General features: G+C 46.8%; 10 protein-coding genes. 6 read left to right on the top strand and 4 right to left on the bottom strand.

Annotation, left to right across the window (positions count from 1 at the left end):
• Positions 1-69: 69 nt before the first annotated feature.
• Positions 70-1347 carry an ATP-dependent DNA ligase gene (locus tag QUA07_RS15435; RefSeq protein ID WP_333326522.1) on the bottom strand — a complete coding sequence of 426 codons (1278 nt, stop codon included), beginning with the start codon at positions 1345-1347 and terminating at the stop codon, positions 70-72.
• A gap of 82 nt (positions 1348-1429) precedes the next feature.
• Here QUA07_RS15435 and QUA07_RS15430 point away from each other — a divergent pair, with 82 nt between their 5' ends.
• The 4 genes from QUA07_RS15430 (at position 1430) to QUA07_RS15415 (ending at position 9420) form a co-directional block, all read left to right on the top strand.
• Complete coding sequence (locus QUA07_RS15430) at positions 1430-1585, top strand: hypothetical protein (protein WP_333326520.1); 156 nt, start codon at positions 1430-1432, stop codon at positions 1583-1585.
• A 93-nt stretch (positions 1586-1678) separates the two neighbouring features.
• Positions 1679-1984: a glutaredoxin family protein gene (locus tag QUA07_RS15425; protein WP_333311320.1), complete on the top strand. Its 306-nt coding sequence runs from the start codon at positions 1679-1681 to the stop codon at positions 1982-1984.
• A 199-nt stretch (positions 1985-2183) separates the two neighbouring features.
• Entirely contained in the window at positions 2184-3686 is a 1503-nt protein-coding gene (locus QUA07_RS15420; RefSeq protein WP_333326518.1) for a UDP-N-acetylmuramoyl-L-alanyl-D-glutamate--2,6-diaminopimelate ligase, read from the top strand.
• A gap of 169 nt (positions 3687-3855) precedes the next feature.
• Positions 3856-9420, top strand: coding sequence for an AAA family ATPase (locus tag QUA07_RS15415; protein ID WP_333326517.1), 5565 nt, complete (start codon positions 3856-3858; stop codon positions 9418-9420).
• Between the two features lie 159 nt (positions 9421-9579).
• On the opposite strand, the gene QUA07_RS15410 is transcribed toward QUA07_RS15415, so the two are convergent.
• A complete protein-coding gene (locus QUA07_RS15410; RefSeq protein WP_333326515.1) occupies positions 9580-11196 on the bottom strand; it encodes a HAMP domain-containing sensor histidine kinase in 1617 nt (538 codons plus the stop codon).
• Positions 11197-11464: 268 nt separating this feature from the next.
• On the opposite strand from QUA07_RS15410, the gene QUA07_RS15405 reads away from it, so the two are divergent.
• Entirely contained in the window at positions 11465-12871 is a 1407-nt protein-coding gene (locus tag QUA07_RS15405; protein ID WP_333223663.1) for a TldD/PmbA family protein, read from the top strand.
• Between the two features lie 310 nt (positions 12872-13181).
• Here the strand turns inward: QUA07_RS15405 and patX are convergent, their stop codons facing one another.
• On the bottom strand, positions 13182-13382 hold the full coding sequence (gene patX / locus QUA07_RS15400) for a heterocyst-inhibiting protein PatX (protein WP_333326513.1): 201 nt from the start codon (positions 13380-13382) through the stop codon (positions 13182-13184).
• Between the two features lie 814 nt (positions 13383-14196).
• Positions 14197-14934, bottom strand: a complete 738-nt coding sequence (gene coaE, locus QUA07_RS15395; protein WP_333326511.1) for a dephospho-CoA kinase — start codon at positions 14932-14934, stop codon at positions 14197-14199.
• A 205-nt stretch (positions 14935-15139) separates the two neighbouring features.
• On the opposite strand from coaE, the gene QUA07_RS15390 reads away from it, so the two are divergent.
• Positions 15140-20287, top strand: a complete 5148-nt coding sequence (locus QUA07_RS15390; RefSeq protein ID WP_333326509.1) for a CHAT domain-containing protein — start codon at positions 15140-15142, stop codon at positions 20285-20287.
• Positions 20288-20855: the final 568 nt, after the last annotated feature.

Raw genomic sequence — 20855 nt, 5'->3', positions numbered from 1 at the left:
TTATCTGATACTATGTGTTGGGACTCACATATATAGGGAAGGAAACGGGACTGCCGTTTCCCTACAAATTTAACAAAACTCCAGAAATCGTGCGTGCCATAATTTGCCACTTTCCGTCAAGCCCTGCGATCGCACTTTAATTTTGACACTTTTGGGGTTAGCCTCGTAGAGTCGGGCAATTTCCTGCATTTCCTCCCCGCTAAACCCGGTTCCCACGGTTCCTACTGGGACTAATTTGCCATCAATTTCTTGCGCTACTTTGACGGCACTAAACGGTCGGCCAGCAACTTTTGTCGCCGTCAAACCCACAATAAACAAATCGTGTTCTTGACAGTATTTAGTCCTAACCATCGGATATTTCTTAACATCTTTTCCGCCGACATAGTGACAGTTGTGCAACACCCAAACTTCGCCTTCTTTATTTTCAGATTCCTGCTGATTTGCCAGGGCTATTTTTTCGTCTGTGGTGCGAAATGTCGGTACAACTTCAAAGGCTGGGGATAAATTCGTCAGCATTTCGCCAACTTCAACTCCCGCTGCAATTCGTTCGGATTCTGCCACGGTAGTTAAATCATTGCCTTTGAAAAACAAACTTTTAAAAATGGCATAAATTGCGCTGGGCTGGGTTGTGGGAAAACCGCTTTCAATATTAACTGTAGCAGCTTGCGCCCCCGTGCGGTGTTCGCTGCCGGTACAGCTTTTGTAATACAGTTCGCCGTCTAAAACAAAGGTGCCAATTTTAGCTGCTGTCTCGATTAATGTGCGATCGATCTCAATCGATGCCTGTTGCCGCAGGTTAGTAGATCGCGATTGGTAGTATACTTTATCTGGCGTCGCAATGACAACTACTCGATTGCCGTCGCGCTTTGGCTGTCCCCAATAATCGGGATTTTCGATGTAATAAGAACGATCGCTCGGCGCGTCAACGGGCTGCATTGTCACAATCCTTCCCGGCTGCAAGTGCGGCGGCAATTCGGCAACAATGGCATTGTTGGCAGTTTCTATCTTTGGGGCGGAAGTTGATTGTTTATCAGGATCGAAATCGGCGGTAGAATTGTTTGGAGTATTGAGGGCGATCGGCTTTTCTCCAGTTTCCAATTCAAACGCTCTTTTCCAAAAGCCGATCGCCATTTCCGGGTATCCTTCCGACTCCGCACACAGCGCAAAACCAATAACTTTTGCCGTACCAATTCCGCGCCCGTAATCAGCCAAATACTGCACTGCCCCCGCTTCTCCCATCAAGTGCAATCCTCGCGTCACAATGCGATTGTTCCAGCGTTCTCGAATGTCGGCGCTAATTTTTTTAGCTGCTTTTCGCTTGGCTTCTGCGTATTCGGTGCAGTCCATACTGCCTCCTTTATGTAGGGCTATTTATATACTATACTAACGATTGATTTATTAGTCAAGGTTGACTTTACAATTAGGTTATGTGAATAAATTTAACTCTTTCATTGGTGAACTAGATTTATTTTTTCACCGCAGAGGCGCAGAGGGCACAGAGGGAGACAAGAAAGAGATAGTCAAGCGCGGTAATCTGTTGGCTGCCAATGCTAAGATAACTTCGATCGCGCATTGCGACCAATAAAGCGGTGAGTTGCGTCTTACTCGCGTTGAGTTCGCCCACTGGCGATGATCGCAGGTTTGAGAATTTAAGATCGAGTTTAATCTTACTGTTATGATGCGATTGATTTTGTACAGCAAACCCGGATGCCACTTGTGTGAAGGGTTGCAAGAAAAACTCGAACAGATTGAAAGCCTGAACTTTCAACTCGAAGTCAGAGATATTACCGAACGCGATGATTGGTTTCAAGCTTATCAGTACGAAGTTCCAGTTTTGTTTAAAGTGCAGCCCCAGCCCAAAAATTCTGTTGGCGAGGCTGCATTCTCCGCTGAAGAACTGTTACCCCGTCCTTCTCCCCGCTGTAGTGTCGCCCAATTGGAGCAAATGTTACAGAAATATTTGCAAATCGATCGGTCACAATAATACGATTTACCCAAAAACTCAGGTTTTAATCCTGACTTCGGGGTGCTCGGTGTGCAGCTTACTCTATGCCGATAGGTTTTACACCGCGCATAAAAAAAACCTAGGGTTTGCGCCGCGCACAGCAAAAACCTGTAGATAGTGGCTCAAACAATGTGTTCCGCCAGTCATATTCAAGACATCCAAGTGAGGAGTTTTTCAGATGAAATTGAGAGAATTATTAGCAGCAGTTCCTAGCATTTCCTTTGATGCCAAACATCCCGCCCTCGATGCCGAAGTGAAGGGTTTATCCACTAATTCCCACGCTTGTCAGGCGGGTGATTTGTTTTTGGGAATGCCGGGAACTCGGGTTGATGGGGGAGATTTTTGGCAAAGTGCGATCGAATCTGGTGCAGTTGCCGCCATAATTTCCACCCAAGCAGCCGAGAAAACACCCCCCGAAGACGGGGGTAGTTGCGTCATCGCAGCAGCCGATATGGCTCAAGTTTGCGGTCAAATCGCCACTGCTTTTTACGGCAATCCAGCTAGCAAATTAAAACTTGTCGGCGTTACCGGGACTAACGGCAAAACTACAACCACTCATTTAATCGAATTTCTGCTCAATCAAATGCAGTTGCCGACGGCTATTTTCGGCACGCTTTACACTCGCTGGCCGGGCTTCCAACAAACTGCACTTTACACCACACCTTTTGCGGTTGACCTGCAAAAGCAATTAGCAGAAGCCGTAGTCGCCGGATGCAAACACGGGGTGATGGAAGTCAGTTCCCACGCTTTAGCGCAACAGCGAGTTTTGGGGTGTAGTTTTGAAGTTGCTGTCTTTACAAATTTGACTCAAGACCATCTCGATTATCACCGGGATATGGAAGATTATTTTGAGGCTAAATCGCTTTTGTTTGGTTCGGCTTACCTCAAAAAGCGCGCTGTAATTAATATTGACGACCCCTACGGGAAGCGGATAGTTGAAAATCTCAAATCTGAACAAATTTGGAGTTATAGCACTAGCGACAAAACGGCAGATTTGTATGCTTCAGATTTGCAGTATCAGCCGAACGGAGTTAAGGGAATGCTGCACACTCCCAAGGGCGAAACTGCTTTTTCTTTGCCTTTAGTCGGTCAGTTCAATTTATCAAATATGTTGGCTGCTGTCGGTGCTGTTTTAGAATTGGGTTTGGATTTGTCCGCAATTGTGGAGAAATTATCGCAGTTTTCGGGAGTTCCGGGACGGATGGAACGGGTGCAAATTAGTCCCGACCAAGATATTAGCGTTATTGTGGATTACGCGCACACTCCAGACAGTTTGGAGAACTTGTTGAAGGCGTCGCGGCCGTTTATTCCGGGTCAAATGATTTGTGTGTTTGGCTGCGGTGGCGATCGCGATCGCACTAAGCGCCCGATCATGGGTAAAATAGTTGCAGAATTAGCCGATTTAACTGTTGTTACTTCCGACAATCCGCGCACTGAAAATCCCGATCGCATTTTGGAGGATGTTTTAGCAGGAATTCCCGCTGCAGTAAAGCCGATCGTGATGTGCGATCGAGCCGCTGCAATTCGCACTGCTATTATGGATGCTAAACCCGGAGATGGCGTGCTGATTGCAGGGAAAGGACACGAAGATTATCAAATCTTGGGCACCGAAAAAGTTCATTTTGACGATCGAGAACAAGCGCGAGATGCCTTGAAAGCGAGAATGAATTCGGTTAACTGAATTCGCTTAACAGTTAACGGTTAACCGAATTCGGTTAACCGTTAACTGTTAGCTGTTCGCGGGCTGCGAAATTTGTTATATTTTTAAGTATTAAGACGAAGGAAGAATCTGATTTGCACTAGATTATAATAGTAATACAAAATATTTTAACAGCAAAATAATTATTGTTATGTTAGAATTAACTGGCTATCAAATTCTCGCTCGAATTTATTCAGGCACTCGCACCCTAGTTTATCGCGGAATTCGCCTCTGCGACCAAAAACCGGTCGCCATCAAAGTCTTGCGAAACGAATATCCCAGCTTCAGCGAACTCTTGCATTTTCGCAATCAATACACGATCGCCAAAAACCTAAATTTGCCCGGAATCATCCAAACCTACAGCTTGGAACCCTACCGGAACGGCTATGCCCTGATTGTGGAAGACTTCGGGGGAATTTCTCTGAAGGAATGGACGGGGAAAGGAAAAACCGTGCCATCTCTGGTTGATTTTTTCCAAATTGCGATCGACCTAAGCAATACATTAGATATACTTTACCGCCACCGCATCATTCACAAAGACATTAAACCCGCCAATATTTTAATAAATCCTGAGACTAAACAAGTCAAACTCATTGACTTTAGTATTGCATCTTTGCTGCCGCGAGAAACTCAAATAGTGATGAGTCCCAACGTAATTGAAGGAACACTCAGCTATATATCTCCCGAACAAACAGGAAGGATGAATCGCGGCCTTGACTACCGCACAGATTTTTATTCATTAGGTGTAACTTTTTACGAATTGCTGACAGGAAAATTGCCATTTCAATCCAGCGATCCAATGGAATTGATCCACTTTCATATTGCCCAGCACCCGCCATCTGTACGTGAAATTAATCCCAAAATTCCCCTTGTCCTCTCGGAAATTGTCCGAAAACTGATGGCCAAAAATGCCGAAACTCGGTATCAGAGTGCATTAGGGTTGAAAGCTGATTTAAAAACTTGTTTGCAACAACTCAATGAGACAGGTAAAATTGAGAGTTTTGCCATTGGGCGGCGGGATTTTTGCGATCGCTTTATCATACCCGAAAAACTCTACGGCAGAGCAACCGAAGTCGCTGCATTATTAGCAGCATTCGATCGAGTAGCAAACCCCTCTACCTCCCGTTCCCAAGAAGCACCTGGCAAGGAAAGAAAGGAGGGAAAAGAAGACTCAACCCTTACTAAGGGCGGCTGGGGGGACTCGAAGTTATCCCGCAGCGAAATGATGCTAGTTGCCGGATTTTCCGGCATTGGGAAAACCGCTGTAGTCAACGAAATTCACAAACCCATAGTTCGCCAACGCGGTTATTTTATTAAAGGCAAATACGACCAATTTCAACGCAACATTCCCTTTAGTGCTTTTGTGCAAGCCTTCCGAGATTTAATGGATCAATTACTCTCAGAAAGCGACGCTGCGCTAGAACGATGGCAAAGGAAAATTATCCATGCTCTTGGCGAAAATGGTCAAGTTATTGTAGAAGTAATTCCAGAGCTGGAACGAATTATTGGCAAACAACAGCCTGTCTCTGAACTTTCGGGAAGTGCCGCCGAAAATCGTTTCAATTTACTATTTAAAAAATTTATTTCTGTTTTTGCCACAAAAGAACATCCCTTAGTGATTTTTTTGGATGATTTGCAATGGTCAGATTCAGCATCCCTGAAGCTTTTGCAAGTGTTGATGAGTGAAAAAAGTAGTCAGAATTTGCTGGTAATTGGGGCATATCGAGATAACGAAGTATCTCCGGCTCATCCATTTATGTTGGCAGTAGCAGAGATGGAAAAATCCCAAGTAAGGGTAAATACTATTACCTTGGAACCTCTGAGTCAAACCGATATTAACGATTTGATAGCAGATACGCTCTCGTGCGAGATCCTTCTTGCTCAGCCATTAACCGAGTTAGTTTATCAAAAAACCAAAGGCAATCCATTTTTTGCCACGCAATTTCTCAGGGCGCTACAGGAAGATGGGCTGATTGCATTTGACCCCACCCCCCTTTCATTCCCCCTTACCCAAGGGGGAGAGAGGGAGGTAACATCCCCCCTTATCGAGGGACGACAGAGGGGGGTAACAGGGGGGTGGCAGTGCGATATCGCCAAAGTCAAAGCCCTAACTATCACCGATGATGTAGTGGAGTTTATGGCAGTGCAATTGCAGAAGTTGCCGCCAGAAACTCAGGATGTGCTGAAGTTGGCTGCGTGCATTGGAGCGCACTTTGATTTGAATACATTGGCGGTAGTCAGCGAGAAGTCGCCAGAAGAAACTGCTGCGGATTTGTGGAAATCATTGCAAGAAGGATTCATCTTACCAACCAGTGAAATTTACAAGTTTTATATAGGTAAAGAAGAGGGGAAAAGCACCCCCAACTTGCCAAATACCCCCGCTCAATTACCTCACTACAAATTTCTACACGATCGGGTTCAGCAAGCTGCTTATTCATTAATTCCTGATGACCAAAAGCAAGCCACACATCTCAAAATCGGACAGTTACTTCTTCCGAATTTCTCCGAGGTTGAAAGAGGAGAAGAAGTGTTCGACATTATTAATCATTTTATCATTGGCTCGGAGCTAATAACGCAGCAACAAGAACGAACCAAGCTTGCTAAGATTAGCCTCTTTGCAGGGCAGAGAGCTAAACTCTCAACTGCTTATGAATCGGCGACCAAATATCTCGCTTTCGGTTTAAGTTTTCTACCCGCTAATAAATGGGAGTCTGCTTATAAATTAACATTTACGATGTATTTAGAAAGCCTTGAGGCTGACTTTTTGGCAGGTCATCTTGAGGAAGCTGAAAATTTGATAAAGATCGCCTTTAGTTATGCCAACTCAAGTCTTGAGCGAGCCAAAATTATTGCGATTCAGCTAACTCATTATCAAAATAATGCCCTGTATCAAAAGGCAATTCAGGTAGGAATAGAAGGGCTGAAACTGTTAGGCTTAGAACTTGCGATTATGCCAAACGAAGCAGAGTTAGAAGCGATGGCTCTGGCAGTTAAAAAAACCTTAAATCAGCGCGCAGTTGCAGGACTAATCGACGCACCACTCATGGTCGATGAAGAAGGCCAAATGCTGATAAAACTGCTAATGAACATGGTACCGCCCACTTACCTAACTAATCAGGAGTTGTTAGTGTTGGTTGTTTTACACATGACCAATCTCTGTTTGGAATACGGGAATACCAATGTGGCGGGTTTTGTTTATGTTTGGTATGGCACAATTCTCTGCCAACGCTTTCAAGACTATGAATTGGGCTATGAGTTTGGACTTTTAGGGTTAAAGGTGAATGAAAAATTTCATAACACTACCCTGAATGGCAAAATTTATATGTCGTTCGGCAACTTTATCAACCATTGGCGCAAGCACGTTAGTTCTAATCTTGCTCTGCAACAAGCTGCTTATCAGGGGGCAATGGAGGTAGGCGATTTTTCTTGGTGTCATCACAGTGCTCTGTTCAGTTTCTGGCAACAGGCGATCGTCTCAAGCGATATTCACATTTTGCTGGCTCGACATGAAAAGTACATCAGCTTTGCGGAGCGGACTGAGATTACGACAGCATTTGCCCTAATTCTTCAGTGCAAGCTCCTAGAGAATTTGCAAGGGCTAACGATAGGGAAGTATAGCCTTAGCTCTGAAACATTTGATGAAGAGTCGGCGCTAGCAACGTTCAATGAAATTGGCTATGGCTATGGCAGTAGTACATACTATTTCGCTAAAGCCTTTTTGTTTTTCACCTATGGTGAGTATGCTAAGGCTTATGAAATGTTAGTAGCCGCGACCGAGTTTTCTAATGCACTATATGGACAATTTCAACGTGTTCTGCATTGTTTTTATCAGTCTTTGACTGTCTTGCAACTTTATGGGGAAGCACCGGAAAAACAACCAAAAGATTATCAAGAAGTTGTTCAGAATAATCGGCAACAACTTCAAATTTGGGCACACAACTGTCCTGAAAACTGTTTGTCCAAATTTCTGCTTTTAGAGGCGGAGATGGCTCGTGTTGCTGAAGAAAAATGGCCGGCTGCTGAGTTGTACGATCGCGCCATTCAACTGGCTAAAGACAACCAATTCCTCAACGAGGAAGCCTTAGCCCACGAACTCGCCGCTAAATTCTACCTCGGCTGGGGCAAAGAAAAAGTCGCTGCTGGCTATATGCAGGAAGCCTACTATTGTTACGCCCGCTGGGGAGCAAAAGCCAAAACCGATGACCTAGAAAAACGTTATCCCCATCTGCTGCGCCCCATCTTACAACAGTCCGCCCAACCCGTCACTATTTTAGAAACCCTATCCACCCTCACCAATCCCACCTACTCAATTCATTCGAGTACCCACCACACTACCTCAAGCACCTCCATCAACCATGCTCTAGATTTTACGACCCTGCTGCAAATCTCCCAAATGATCTCCAGTACGATCGACCTGGAGGAGTTGCTGCAAATTGTCACCCAAACCATGTTGCAAAACTCGGGAGCTGATCGCTGTGTACTGATGCTCTGCCAAGATCAACAATGGCAAGTGCGGGCGATAGCTACGTGGGAAAACATGAGCCTGCAAAAGGAACCCCTAGAGAATAATCCCACCGTTCCTGTTAAATTAATCCAGTATGTCAAAAACACCCTAGCAGCAGTTGTCATCGATCACGCCAAAACTGATCTGCCTGTGATTGACGATTATTTAGACCACCACAAACCAGAGAGTTTGCTGGGTTTGCCAATTCTAAATCAGGGGAATTTGGTCGGCATTTTGTATCTAGAAAATCGGATAACCAGCGGGGTGTTTAGTCGCGATCGCCTCCTAGTGCTGAATTTTCTCTCTAGTCAAGCCGCGATCGCTCTAGAGAATGCCCGTCTCTATCACCAAGTGCAGCAGACTTTGAATGAACTTCAGCAAACTCAGATGCAAATGATCCAAAGTGAAAAGATGTCAGCATTAGGTAATCTAGTGGCCGGGGTTGCCCATGAAATCAACAACCCCGTTGGTTTTATTGCCGGAAATATTAATGAAGCTCATGCGGGAGTCCAAGACTTAATTGATTATTTGCGCCTCTATCAAGAAAAATTTCCTCCATCGGAAGCAGAATTGATTAAGAAAGCCGAGGCAATAGATTTAGATTATCTAGTAGAAGATTTACCCAAAATGTTGAGTTCCATGAAAATAGGATGCGAGCGCATCAAAAACATCAGCACCTCTCTCCGCACTTTCTCTCGCGCCGATACGGCCCATAAAGTTGAGGCCAATATCCACGAAGGTCTCAATAGCACTTTGATGATTTTACGGCATCGCCTGAAAGCGAACGACAAGCATCCTGAAATTAAAATCATTAAAGAGTACGGCAATATTCCCCAAGTAAAATGTTATTTGGGACAATTAAACCAGGTATTTATGAATTTGTTAGCAAATGCGATCGATGCCTTAGAAGAATCGAATCAAGGACGAAGTTTTGCCGAAATTAAAGCCCATCCCAATCACATCACTATTCGGACAAAAGTAGAAAGTGAAAAGGTAAAAATTTCCATCGCCGATAACGGAAAAGGAATGTCAGAAGAAGTGAAAAATCATATCTTCGACCATCTATTTACCACTAAAGATGTGGGCAAAGGAACTGGGTTAGGACTGGCGATCGCACGTCAAATTGTAGAAGAAAAACACGGCGGAAAACTGAGTTGTTTTTCTTCACCTGGAGAAGGAACGGAGTTTGTCCTTGAGATTTTAATTGATTAAGGGTTAGTTGTCCCTTGTTAGTTGTCCGTTGTTGACCGGTATTATTGAGAGCTCTCTTCTCTTCCTCTGCGTTCTCTGCGTTCTCTGCGGTTAAATCATTCCGATGCAACCGCAATTGATAGGACAACCAACAACTGACAACCAACAACGGACAACTGACTATTGCAGCGGCAAAAATACCGTCATCACCTCGCCCTTTTGGGGCCGCTGGCGAATTACCAACTTCCCGCCAGCAGCCCGAAATAAATTCTTAGTCACGCTCAAATTTAAACTCAAACATCCCGTCTCCGGCTGCACCATCAACAAAGGCCCGAGCGATCGCAAAGGAGCATTCGCATTAGCTGAAAAAGTCGATGCGACATTACCTTCAGGTAGGTGTTCCGATTCCAACTGCAACTTTAACTGATTGCCCGCTAATGTCACCTCCACCTGAATGCGACTCCCGGAAGGCAAAGTTCGAGTAAAATTCTCAATCAAATTAGTTAAAACCTGATCCAGCATCGTCGGATCGCTGACTACCGCCGGCAACTTTTTCGGCACAATCACTTCCAAAGTGTGGTTTCGCACAGTCGCCTGTTTTTGCCAGCGGGGAATGCTATTTTGTAGCACTTCACCGAGGGACATTGCTGTTAGCTGCACGCCAGAATTTTTAGCTTGCGACATTTCCAATTCCACGGCGCGGAAAATTAAACCGAAACGATCGATCTGAGTGGTGCACTCAGCATCAATCATTTCCAAACGCTTGACCACCACCGCATCGAGTTTGGGTCGCTTCAGCAGCAGCCGAGTCAGCGTGCGAATGGTAGCCAAAGGAGTGCGGACTTCATGGGCGATCGCCTGTAGCAATTCCACCTCTTTAGTAGCCAGAGGCATGGGAGATTTGCAGTTGATATCTGTAGCCGATAACTTGTGATGTCTATGGTTCAAACCATCATCAATTCTTTCATCCTTTATCCTGCCTGCTTCATCTTTCCCAACCGGCAAATTATGCAACAGCAAGCGGCTGAACTGCATCACTGTTTGATAATTTGGCTCCACAGGCAAAAACTGCTCGAACAGCGCGTCTAATTTAGTAGAATTATTAGTTAATTTGCTAACTGGTAAATTAAAGCTACCGTCAGAATTGGCAAGCAAACATTCGCTTTCTGTCACCCTGCGCCGCAAAACTTCCCAAGCTTTGGCGACTAATTGCGGGTCGAAAGAAAATAGAAAAGCCGGAATTCCGGCAGAATTTTCACCCAAAACCATCACCAGGCTAAAACTAGCAGTTAAAACCAAACAAAACTGCTCATTGGCTAAGGGATCACCACTTGCCAAAGCCAAAGCCGGGGCCGCCGCAGGCACTGAGGTTTGCACATCAGCCGCCGGCATTAAAGCTAAAGTTTGTCTCGCCCGAAAAGACCACAAAGCTGCATCGTTGTCGGGAATACTGGTAAAAATCCAATTGGCAAAGCCGTTGGCCAAAGCGGGGTGAGTCAAAACCGAAGACGGGCCGGACAACACCAATCCCTGACAGGAATTGGAGATTGTGGAGCGACAATTTGCTCGATCGGCATTTGTTTTTTGTCCTGCTTTTTGCCGATCAAGCATTTGATTCAAAGCTGCGATCGCCCCGTACCATTCCTGTTCAGCTTTCAGCCGAGAAGCCCCACGGCTTGCAGGACACCGATGGCGGTTGTTTTCTCCCGCCAACTTAGCATCAAAGAGACTGAGATCATTTTCTTGGCCTTCGGAGGCTAAAATTTCGCTTATTGTCGGTAAAAAGTAAGTATTCACAGTTATAAACCCACCTTCGGAGGCATGAAGGGTGAAGTATTTATGTATAGGAAAGTTCAGGAGTTAGGAGTCAAGCACCAGCACGATCGAAAAATCCCGCATAATTTCTTGCGCCTTCCTCCTAACTCACAGGATATCCACATTTGTCAACTAACGATATTGGCAGAACCGTACCAATAAGTCGCAATCTCCGCGCTTGCGGCGGTATTTTGTACGATTGCCCTGACAAAAGTGCAAAATGAAGTAAGTTAAACACCGTGCTTTCCTTATGCCCACCTCGATCGCCGACTCGAAAAATCTGCTGTCAGACTTAATGGCACGCTACCGCCACCAAGTCGATTATCTGGCAATTCGACTGGAAGAAGCCGAAGGCACCGACATCCTGCTGCGGGGCGAAAAAATTGAAACCCTCAGCGAAGGAGTCTCAATTGGCGGCCAAGTCAGAGCTTGTCACAAAGGCGGCTGGGGCTTTGCCAGTTTTAACCGACTTTCCACCCTCGCCGAAAGAATCGAAGAAGCCATCGCCGCGGCAAAACTGATCGGCGAAGAAGAAACGATCCTGGCGCCAGTCACCCCAGTACAAGACATTTGCTTGCTGCCGCTGACAGGAACAGACCCCCGTCTGGTTCCCCTAATTGACAAAAAGCAATTGTGCGATCGCTACGCGGCCATTCTCCGCAGCATTGACCCCCGCATCGCCACAATCTCCGTGCGCTACGGCGACAGCACCCAGCGCATCATCCTCGCCACCTCCGAAGGCACCATGCTCGAACAAGGTTGGGCAGACATGGAAATGCGCTTTGCCGCCACAGCCCGCAGCGGGGAAACCGTACAAACCGGCCGCGAAACCACGGGTTCCCGGAAAGCTTACGAAGATTTAACCGATCTCGATGTTCAAGTTCGCAGCGCCGCCCAGAGAGCCGTAGATTCCCTAGCCTTACCCCCCGTCCAAGGCAACACCTACACCGTCGTCATCGACCCAATTTTGACAGGCTTATTCGTCCACGAAGCCTTCGGACACCTTTCCGAAGCTGACATGGCCTACGAAAATCCCGACATTTTGGAAATTATGACCCTCGGCCGCCAGTTCGGCCCCAAAAACTTGCAAATTTTCGATGGTGCAGCGCCAGAGGGACACCGGGGCAGCTATTTTTACGACGATGAAGGGACTCCGGCGACTACTACTCAGTTAATTAAAGACGGCGCTTTAGTCGGGCGGCTGCACTCGCGGGAAACGGCGGGCAAGTTGGGAGAAACGCCTACTGGCAATGCTCGCTGTTTGAATTATCATTATCCGCCGATCGTCCGCATGACGAATACTTGGATCGAACGGGGTGACACGCCAGTTGCTGACTTATTTTCTGGTATCAAGGAAGGAGTTTATGCGCGCAATTGGCAAGGTGGCATGACTAACGGCGAAATGTTTACTTTCAGTGCCGGCGAAGCTTGGATGATCCGCGACGGAAAACTAGACAATCCGGTGCGGGATGTTACTCTTTCGGGTAATGTTTTCAGCACTCTAGCCGATATTGAGGCGATCGGCGACGATTTCTACTGGGATGAATCCGGCGGCTGCGGCAAAGCAGGACAAAGCGGTTTGCCCGTCGGCTGCGGCGGCCCGAGTTTGCGGATTCGCGATGTCGTTGTTGGTGGCGAAGCTGCGGAAGAAGATTAAAGCTGCAAAAGTTTAAAAAAAAAGGTAAAGCGCCAGATTCCTACTCGTGCTTTACCTTTCTTTATTTTTTGAGTGCAACATTTCCCGCCCGTTTGTGGTGTCTGATATTTTGACGATATTGGGCAAAAAAACCGGAATAGCCAAAAATTATGTCTTGAGTCGTCAAATACCGCTGAAAAATCGGTTTTTTGGTACACAGTACCTAAGTCCCGAATTAATAAATCGAAATCTTCAATTTTTCTCTTCTTATCCCAATTTTATATTCTCCCATTATCCCCCTAATTCGCTGCAATTATCGCTTTTTTCGGCTTTATCTCCCATCGCCTCGTCCTGGTGCCGTATCTTTATCGTTATCGTACAAGCTCTGAGTGTCAGGTAGAGCGGTTAAAATTTCGGGAGCAGAGTTGTCTTGAGCAAAAAAGGTCGATCGAGTTTCTAAGCTTTGAGCGTTAACTGCGGTACCACTCAGTAACAGGCTTGACATCAGGATGGAAGAGTAAACGCGCATCATAAATTTTGGTGTTTGTATTTTCTCCTCCTTGATACGCAGTCTGTACTCTGCTATCAGGATAAAAAAAATAATTGTGGCGAAATCATCAATTAGTAAGTGAGGACACCTGCAATTTTTTTGAGTTTTGGTTAAAAGCGGGTGAAATCCATCATCTAGATCCCTTGTTCGCGGATAATTTCTAGTTATCTGCTACTTACGGGCAACCAGCATAATTCAAGACCATGTTCAAAAAAATCATGCTACTCTTATATGCCCGTCTTGCCAACCCTGGTAGTTATAAATCATTCCCCAATCTAAAATCTAAAATCTAAAATCTAAAATGGTATGACCCCTGGAATCCTCTTGAAACAGTCTTCCAACAAGGAAACAAAAACCGCAAATTGTAAAGTTTTACTACTTTTATGATTAACTTCATAATTTATTGAGGTGAAGCGGCAACCCTGGGATGAAAGACACAACAAGAGAGTACCGAGGCGCTCCATCCGCACGTTACATATAAATATCTTGTTGAATGAGATTCCTTAAAGCGGGCAAGGCCTAATTTTCACATTAACTTCATAAATGGTTGCTATTGTATTTTTAAATAAATTGTGAACCTTTGATTTTTTCTGATTTTTTCTGATCTTTTTTGATCTTGCTTTGTGACAAGAGGGCTTACGCGCCACTTTGAAGGAGGAGTCGAAAGCGGTTGGGAAAAAAGCCCGTTGACAAAATCGTGGATTCAATCTCAAATCTCAACTCTCAAATCGAACTGGCGCGCAGGGAGTAAAAAAAACTGGTTTTAAAACTGATATCGCGGATTCAATCTCAAATCTCAAATCTCAACGCGACTGACTTGCACATCTACCTGCAGGAATAGCGAGTCGAGCGTTGACGAGTTGTCCAAAATAACATCAGCTTGTTGACACTTTTGAGCCAGCGGCAACTGGGCGTTAATGCGGGCATTAGCTCGATCGTAACTTAAGCCATCTCGCTGCATTAGTCGTTCTAACTGCACTTCGGGTGAACAGTACACTACCCAAATTTCGGTACACAAGTCAGTCATGTTAGCTTCAAACAGCAGCGGCACTACCAAAACCAAAGTCAACGTGTCAGCCGGGGCCCAGAAACCGGGTTTTTTTTCAACAATACTCGGTTCTAGCTTTTGATGAGGGTGAAAAAAGCCGGTTTCTTGAGTCTTTGTACCTAAATCCTGTGTGCCTTGGGATACCAAACTCGATGCAGCAATGCAGCTTTGAGTTTCCTCAACTAATCGGCGGCGCACGTAAGGGTGAATCTGTTGTTCCAACCACTGCCGCTCGTCTGCGTTACAAAAAATAATACTTCCCAACTCTGGCCGATTTAAATTGCCATCCGGGAGCAAAATACCGGCACCGTATCGTTTTACAATAGAGTCAAGTATTGGCGAACCGAGGTTCACAGCTTCGCGGGCGTAAATATCGGCATCTAAAATCGGAAATCCACAGGCATCTCTCAGATAATTAGATATAGCGGTTTTACCGGTGGCGATGCCCCCAGTTAAACCAATCAGACGGACAATTCGATCGCTCATAATTTTCTCTGTTTAAAATTCCTGGGTTTCGACACTTACTGTCAGTCTTTGCTATGTTGGTGACACAATCAAATTTAGACTTAATATTTAAGATTTGCGATCGAGAGTTCGCGTTAGGAAGTGTCAGCATTGGGGTGCGATCGACTCTTTTTTACCTAAAATCTCAATTTTAAACTCGAATTAAGGTCTAGACCGAGGCAAACTTATGAATGCTCAACGTGCTGTGCGGTCGATTCTGGCAGCAATTCCCCTTGCTGGATTTTTGATAGTAGATTTTTTACCCAACCTGGTTTTCCTCAAAGAAAACAGCAGCGGATGGGTACTCGTGGCAATTTATCCCCAATCTCAAATTGCTGCGGCACAATCTATTACTCCAGCCCCAGACGGCACCGGAACCGCTGTCACCGCCCCAGGTACAGGGTCGCCTCCTCGCTACGACATTAAAGGCGGCACTCCCTCCAGAGACGGAGCAAATTTGTTCCACAGTTTTACTCGGTTTAATCTGAATCCTGGCGAAACTGCCAATTTCATCTCCAACCCAAGCGTTAAAAATATCCTCGGCCGTGTTGTCGGCGGGGATGCTTCCTTAATTAACGGTTTAATTCAAGTTAGTGGCGGCAATTCTAATTTGTTGCTGATGAATCCCGCAGGCATTATCTTCGGAACAAATGCCAGACTCGATGTGTCCGGGTCTTTTTTGGCTACCACCGCTAGCGGTATCGGTTTTGACGACCGTTGGTTCAACAGTACAGGGGCGAACGACTACGCCGCCCTAGTCGGAACGCCGAATGCTTTTGTTTTTGGTGCACAGCCGGGAAGTATTGTCAATGCCGGTAACTTGGCTGTCGGCACGGGGCAAAATTTGACTTTGCTGGGCGGTACGGTCATCAGTACAGGGAAACTTTCAGCCCCAGGCGGTCAAATTACTGTGGCGGCTGTTCCGGGCGAAAATCTGGTGCGGTTCAGTCAAAACGGACTTTTGCTGAGTTTAGAAGTTTCTCCGGCTGCAGGAGTGTCGGGTTCCGAAGGTGTTCCCTTCTCTCCGCTGACTTTACCTCGGCTGCTTTCGGGCCCAGGCGTGGCTAACGCTACGGGTATAACTACGAACGCTCAAGGTGAAGTCGTACTCACAGGCGGCCAAACAGTGCCTGCAGGTGCTGGAACTGCGCTGGTAGCTGGTGCTGCGGACGTGTCTGCCAGGGGGGGCGCGGGAGGAAGCGTCAACGTGTTGGGTGACAAGGTAGGGCTGTTGGGAGCGAAGATTGAGGCTTCGGGGCCAGACGGCGGCGGAACGGTGCGGATCGGGGGAGATTACCGAGGCGAGGGAACTGTGCCGAATGCCAGGATGACTTACGTGGATGGCAAAAGTTCGATCGCCGCCAACGCAACTGAATCAGGCAACGGCGGCAGAGTTTTTGTCTGGGCTGACAACACAACAGCATTTTTGGGCAGCATTAGCGCAAATGGCGTTTCTGCAACGGCAACCGCAGGTGTTGGCGGGTTTGTGGAAGTTTCGGGCAAGCAAAGATTGATTTTTAACGGTACTGTTGATACCTCTGGGACAAACGGTTTGGGCACTTTGCTGTTAGATCCCGAAAATATTTTAATTACAGATTCCCCAGAAGCTGCGGGCGATGCGGCAATAATTGCCAACAATAATATTTTGTCAACAGGAACGGTACCAGGACAGGAAAACAATTCTGAGCCTTCGCTGACAATTTCGGCTACAGCTTTGGAAAGTATGTCGGGGACGGCAAATGTGGTTCTCGAAGCGCTCAATGATATTACAATTGCTGATTTGGCGGACAATCAGTTGAGCTTTCAAGCAACTACTGGTTCGGTAACATTGAGAGCAGATGCCGATCGCAGTGGTGCGGGTGTTTTTTCGATGAATTCTGGAGATACAATTAGCACGGCTGGCGGTGCGATCGCCATTTCGGGAAGTCAAATTACGGCAGGCAATTTGTCGAGTAACGGCGGAAATATTAGTTTGATTAGTCCGGGCACAACCGTTGCAAACAATATTTATTCATCCAATCCCAGCACCGGCAGCAGCGGGAATATTTTGCTTGAAGGCCTGAACGTAACGGCCCAAAAAATTGATGCCAGCGGCTCCAAAGCGACGGGAAATGTAACTGTGACGGCTCGGAATGTTCTGGGAGTGAGCGTCGTCGCTGGTGGTTCGGGAAACATTACTTTGACGGGTGATGAAATTAATTTTAAAGGCGACAAAAATTCAGTCAGCGGTACTGGCTTTTTGGTACTGCAACCTTGGAGTCCCGGTCAAAATATTGCGATCGGCGGTTCTGGAGATGTCGGTACTAATATTTATTTGAATCTGACGGCAAGCGACCTCGGAAGTTTGGAAAATGGGTTTGCTGGAATTACGATCGGCCGCAGCAACGGTATCGGTTCAATTCTGATTGCCAACGATTTCACATTTTATGATCCGCTAATTATTCAATCGCCAGCGGGTTTGGGAACAATCACTACCACAAATTCTTTGACAGCGGCCGACAATGCCTCAATTACTCTCAAAGCTGACGGCAATATCAGAACCGGAAATATCACTACCAACAATCAGGAAATTCGCATCGTCAGCACCGCAGGCAATGTCACAACCGGTCAGCTACTTACTGGAACTGCCCGCACCATCAACACTTCTGTCAATTCTTCCCAAGATATACGCAATTCGGCGGGAGATGTTAGTGTTACCGCACAGGGCACGGTGACAGCAGGGGCGATCGACACAAGGGGCGATCGCGCGGGGAAGGTGACGCTGACGGGGCGCAATGGAGTTACTGCCGGGGCGATCGAAGCTGGTGGCGCCCAAACAGGGGGAGATATTACCCTGACGGGCAACGAAATTGACTTGATAGGTGACAAAAATTCGCTCATCAGCAACGGCAATCTGGTGCTGCAACCGGCTGATCCTAGTCAAAATATTATAATTCAAGGTTCTGGCGATACAGAAGCTCTGAACTTGACTGCTGCTGAATTGAACACTTTTCGGAATGGGTTTGCTTCGATCACGATCGGGCGCGCTGACGGTAGCGGTGCGATCTCGATTGGTTCTCCAACGCCAGATTCAACGCCAAATTCAACGCCACTGGCGTTGACATTTCAAGATCCGACGACGATCCGATCGCCCAATGGCGCAGGCGCGATCGTGGGAACGGGTGCGATCGTCGGCACTGATAACGCCACGATCTCTCTGATGGGCGGTACTGTAGCCGTCGGAGACGTTACCTCGATTGCGGGGATTAACATCACTAGCACCCAAGGCAAGTTGACTGCTGGTACGGTTTCATCTCGCTCAACTTCCGGGGTGGCGGGCCCTATCAATATTCGCAGCGCCGGTGCGGTAGAAACCGACAACATCGATGCTTTTGGTGCCAGAAGCGGGGGAGATATTTCGATTGCGGCGCCGGGCCGGATCGTTACAGGGGTGATCAACTCGAGTTCGCAATCGGGAAGTGCAGGTTCGAGCCAAATTATCGGGCAGAAAGATGTTGAAGTTGTTTCGATCAAAGCTCGTGGCAATACGGGTGGCGATGTGGCAATCGAGGCTGGGGGAGCGTTTCGGACTCCGGGAACAGGAACTAATGCTGAGCGCGCCGAGGTCAGCATTTCTACAGACGGGCTGGCTCAATCGGGTTCACAGACGTTGCTGCAAAGCACTTGCTCGTCTGGAACCTGCACGGTGGCGACTGTTGGGACTGGAAACTCGAAGTCGAACACTGCCACCTCCTCAACTGCGATCGGGCCACTGGCGATCGTGCCGAGTCCGGCACCAACTACCAGCGTGGAACTGCAAACTACAGACAACTCTCAACAAATTGTGACTCAGGTGATTCTCGGCCCCACAGCGTCTGCGGCAAAGATCAGTACCACAAATGTCTCGCCAGAACCTGCTGCTGCGCCTGTTGAGGCTCAGTCTAACCAGACTGCTGCGGGCCCGGTACTACTGTCGCCGTCGGTGTTAAAAGGCAATTTGGGTACGCCTGTGGCGACAGAAAACGCCAGCGTGGCAACAACTCCACAGAAGCCGGCGAGTGCGGTGACAGCAGAAAGTATGGGGAATCTGAGGGTTCCTGAGATTTCTCGATCGAACTCGATCGCGCAAATAAATCCGATCGACGCAGTGCAGCAAAGGGATAGAACTCAAGGCCGGGAATTTGAACGTTACTTTGGGGGCACTGTCACTGAAAAGTCAGTTACGCAGAAAAGTATTCGAGATACTCTCAACAGCGTCAATCAGTTGACTGGGGTTAAACCCGCCATCCTTTACGTATGGGCAAAAGAGAAACATTTAGAACTTGTGTTGTTATTGCCAGACGGCAAAAATGTTTTTAAAAGTGTGCCTGCAAGCCGCGAGACAGTTTTGCAAGTTGCTAAAGAATTCACTAATGCTATCAGAACTCCCAGGAGATTGAATGCTGCTGACTACAAGCAACCTGCCGAGGAACTTTACCAGTGGTTAATTGCACCGCTGCAACCGGAATTGGAGGCTAACAAGATTGACACTTTGGTGTTTTCTATGGATGTCGGTTTGCGAACTTTGCCTTTGGCTGCTCTTTACGACGGCAAGCAGTTTTTGGTAGAAAAGTACAGTTTGGGGCTGATTCCGAGTTTGAGTTTAACTGATACTCGCTATGCCGATGTTAAGGGTTCTGAAGTGTTAGCGATGGGTGCGTCGAATTTTCCCGCTAAATACGATCAAAATCCTTTGCCTGCGGTGCCGTTGGAAATATCGACAATTGTGGGCAAGATTTGGCCAGGTTCGTCTTTTCTCAATGAAGCTTTTACTTTGGCAAATTTGAAGCAGAAGCGCAATCAATCGCAATACAAAATTATTCATTTAGCTACTCACGGCGATTTTCAACCTGGGGGTGCCCAAAATTCTTACATTCAGTTTTGGGATACTAAGTTGCGGTTGAATCAGTTGGATCAGTTGAAGTTATCTAACCCGCAGGTGGAGTTGTTGGTTTTGAGTGCGTGTACTACGGCGGTGGGAGACGAACAAGCTGAGTTGGGGTTTGCGGGGTTAGCGGTGCACGCGGGGGTAAAATCGGCTTTGGCGAGTTTGTGGTATGTCAGCGATGTCGGTACTTTGGGGCTGATGACTGAGTTTTACCAGCAGTTGCGTACAGCGCCGATTAAGGCGGAGGCTTTGCGGCAAGCGCAGTTGGCGATGTTGCGGGGTGAAGTGCGGTTGCAAGATGGTTATTTGGTACGATCGGGCAACAATCAAGCTCTGCCTTTGCCGTCGGAGTTGGCCGCCAGGGGCGATCGAAATTTGTCGCATCCTTATTATTGGGCTGCTTTTACCATGATCGGTTCGCCGTGGTAATTCTGAAGGAACAGGGTGCGATCGGCCAAAAAACCGGGAGAGAACAAGTCGCAAAACTCGGAGGATGGGAATACCTAAAAAAGTGCGGTAACTCACACTAGAAACCGCGACCTCAACATCGAAAACGGGATAAAATGGAACAAGAAGAATTAAATAAAACTCGACTGCTAGCGCCCAAAATATTGATTGTAGACAAGTGTTTACTAAAAACTTTTAGCCCAGATAAATTATGATAATTTAATCAAAAAGTTTCGCTTACCCAGCAACAATAGCTCTTGGTTATCAAGCCATAACGCTCGGCGCTGAGAATAAACTAATGGGGAGCAACGCTTTCTCCGTTTTTCTCTAGCATTCTTAAAAAAAATCATACCGCTCTAATGATGGGTTAGAGGTAATAGAGCCAATCTTTGGGGAGTAGAGACAAAAACGATTGGTTTCTAACGCACGGCGGATGTTGGAAATCTACTGCCTCTCACCACATTGTCTAATTAGGGCTTGCTGAATATATCGATGGCACTTGACGTAGCCTGGGTTATGCGCTCGCGAGAGCGAGGGTAAAGTGCAAAAT

Source organism: Microcoleus sp. T3_A4, assembly GCF_036700465.1.
Classification (GTDB): Bacteria; Cyanobacteriota; Cyanobacteriia; order Cyanobacteriales; family Microcoleaceae; genus Microcoleus.
This window is presented reverse-complemented; position numbering and strand designations above follow the sequence as displayed.

Bases quoted from the DNA above. Each gene is read 5' to 3' on its own strand.
- QUA07_RS15435 (WP_333326522.1), bottom strand. From the start codon at position 1,347: ATGGACTGCACCGAATACGCAGAAGCCAAGCGAAAAGCAGCTAAAAAA.
- QUA07_RS15425 (WP_333311320.1), top strand. From the start codon at position 1,679: ATGCGATTGATTTTGTACAGCAAACCCGGATGCCACTTGTGTGAAGGG.
- QUA07_RS15420 (WP_333326518.1), top strand. From the start codon at position 2,184: ATGAAATTGAGAGAATTATTAGCAGCAGTTCCTAGCATTTCCTTTGAT.
- QUA07_RS15415 (WP_333326517.1), top strand. From the start codon at position 3,856: ATGTTAGAATTAACTGGCTATCAAATTCTCGCTCGAATTTATTCAGGC.
- QUA07_RS15405 (WP_333223663.1), top strand. From the start codon at position 11,465: ATGCCCACCTCGATCGCCGACTCGAAAAATCTGCTGTCAGACTTAATG.
- patX (WP_333326513.1), bottom strand. From the start codon at position 13,382: ATGATGCGCGTTTACTCTTCCATCCTGATGTCAAGCCTGTTACTGAGT.
- coaE (WP_333326511.1), bottom strand. From the start codon at position 14,934: ATGAGCGATCGAATTGTCCGTCTGATTGGTTTAACTGGGGGCATCGCC.
- QUA07_RS15390 (WP_333326509.1), top strand. From the start codon at position 15,140: ATGAATGCTCAACGTGCTGTGCGGTCGATTCTGGCAGCAATTCCCCTT.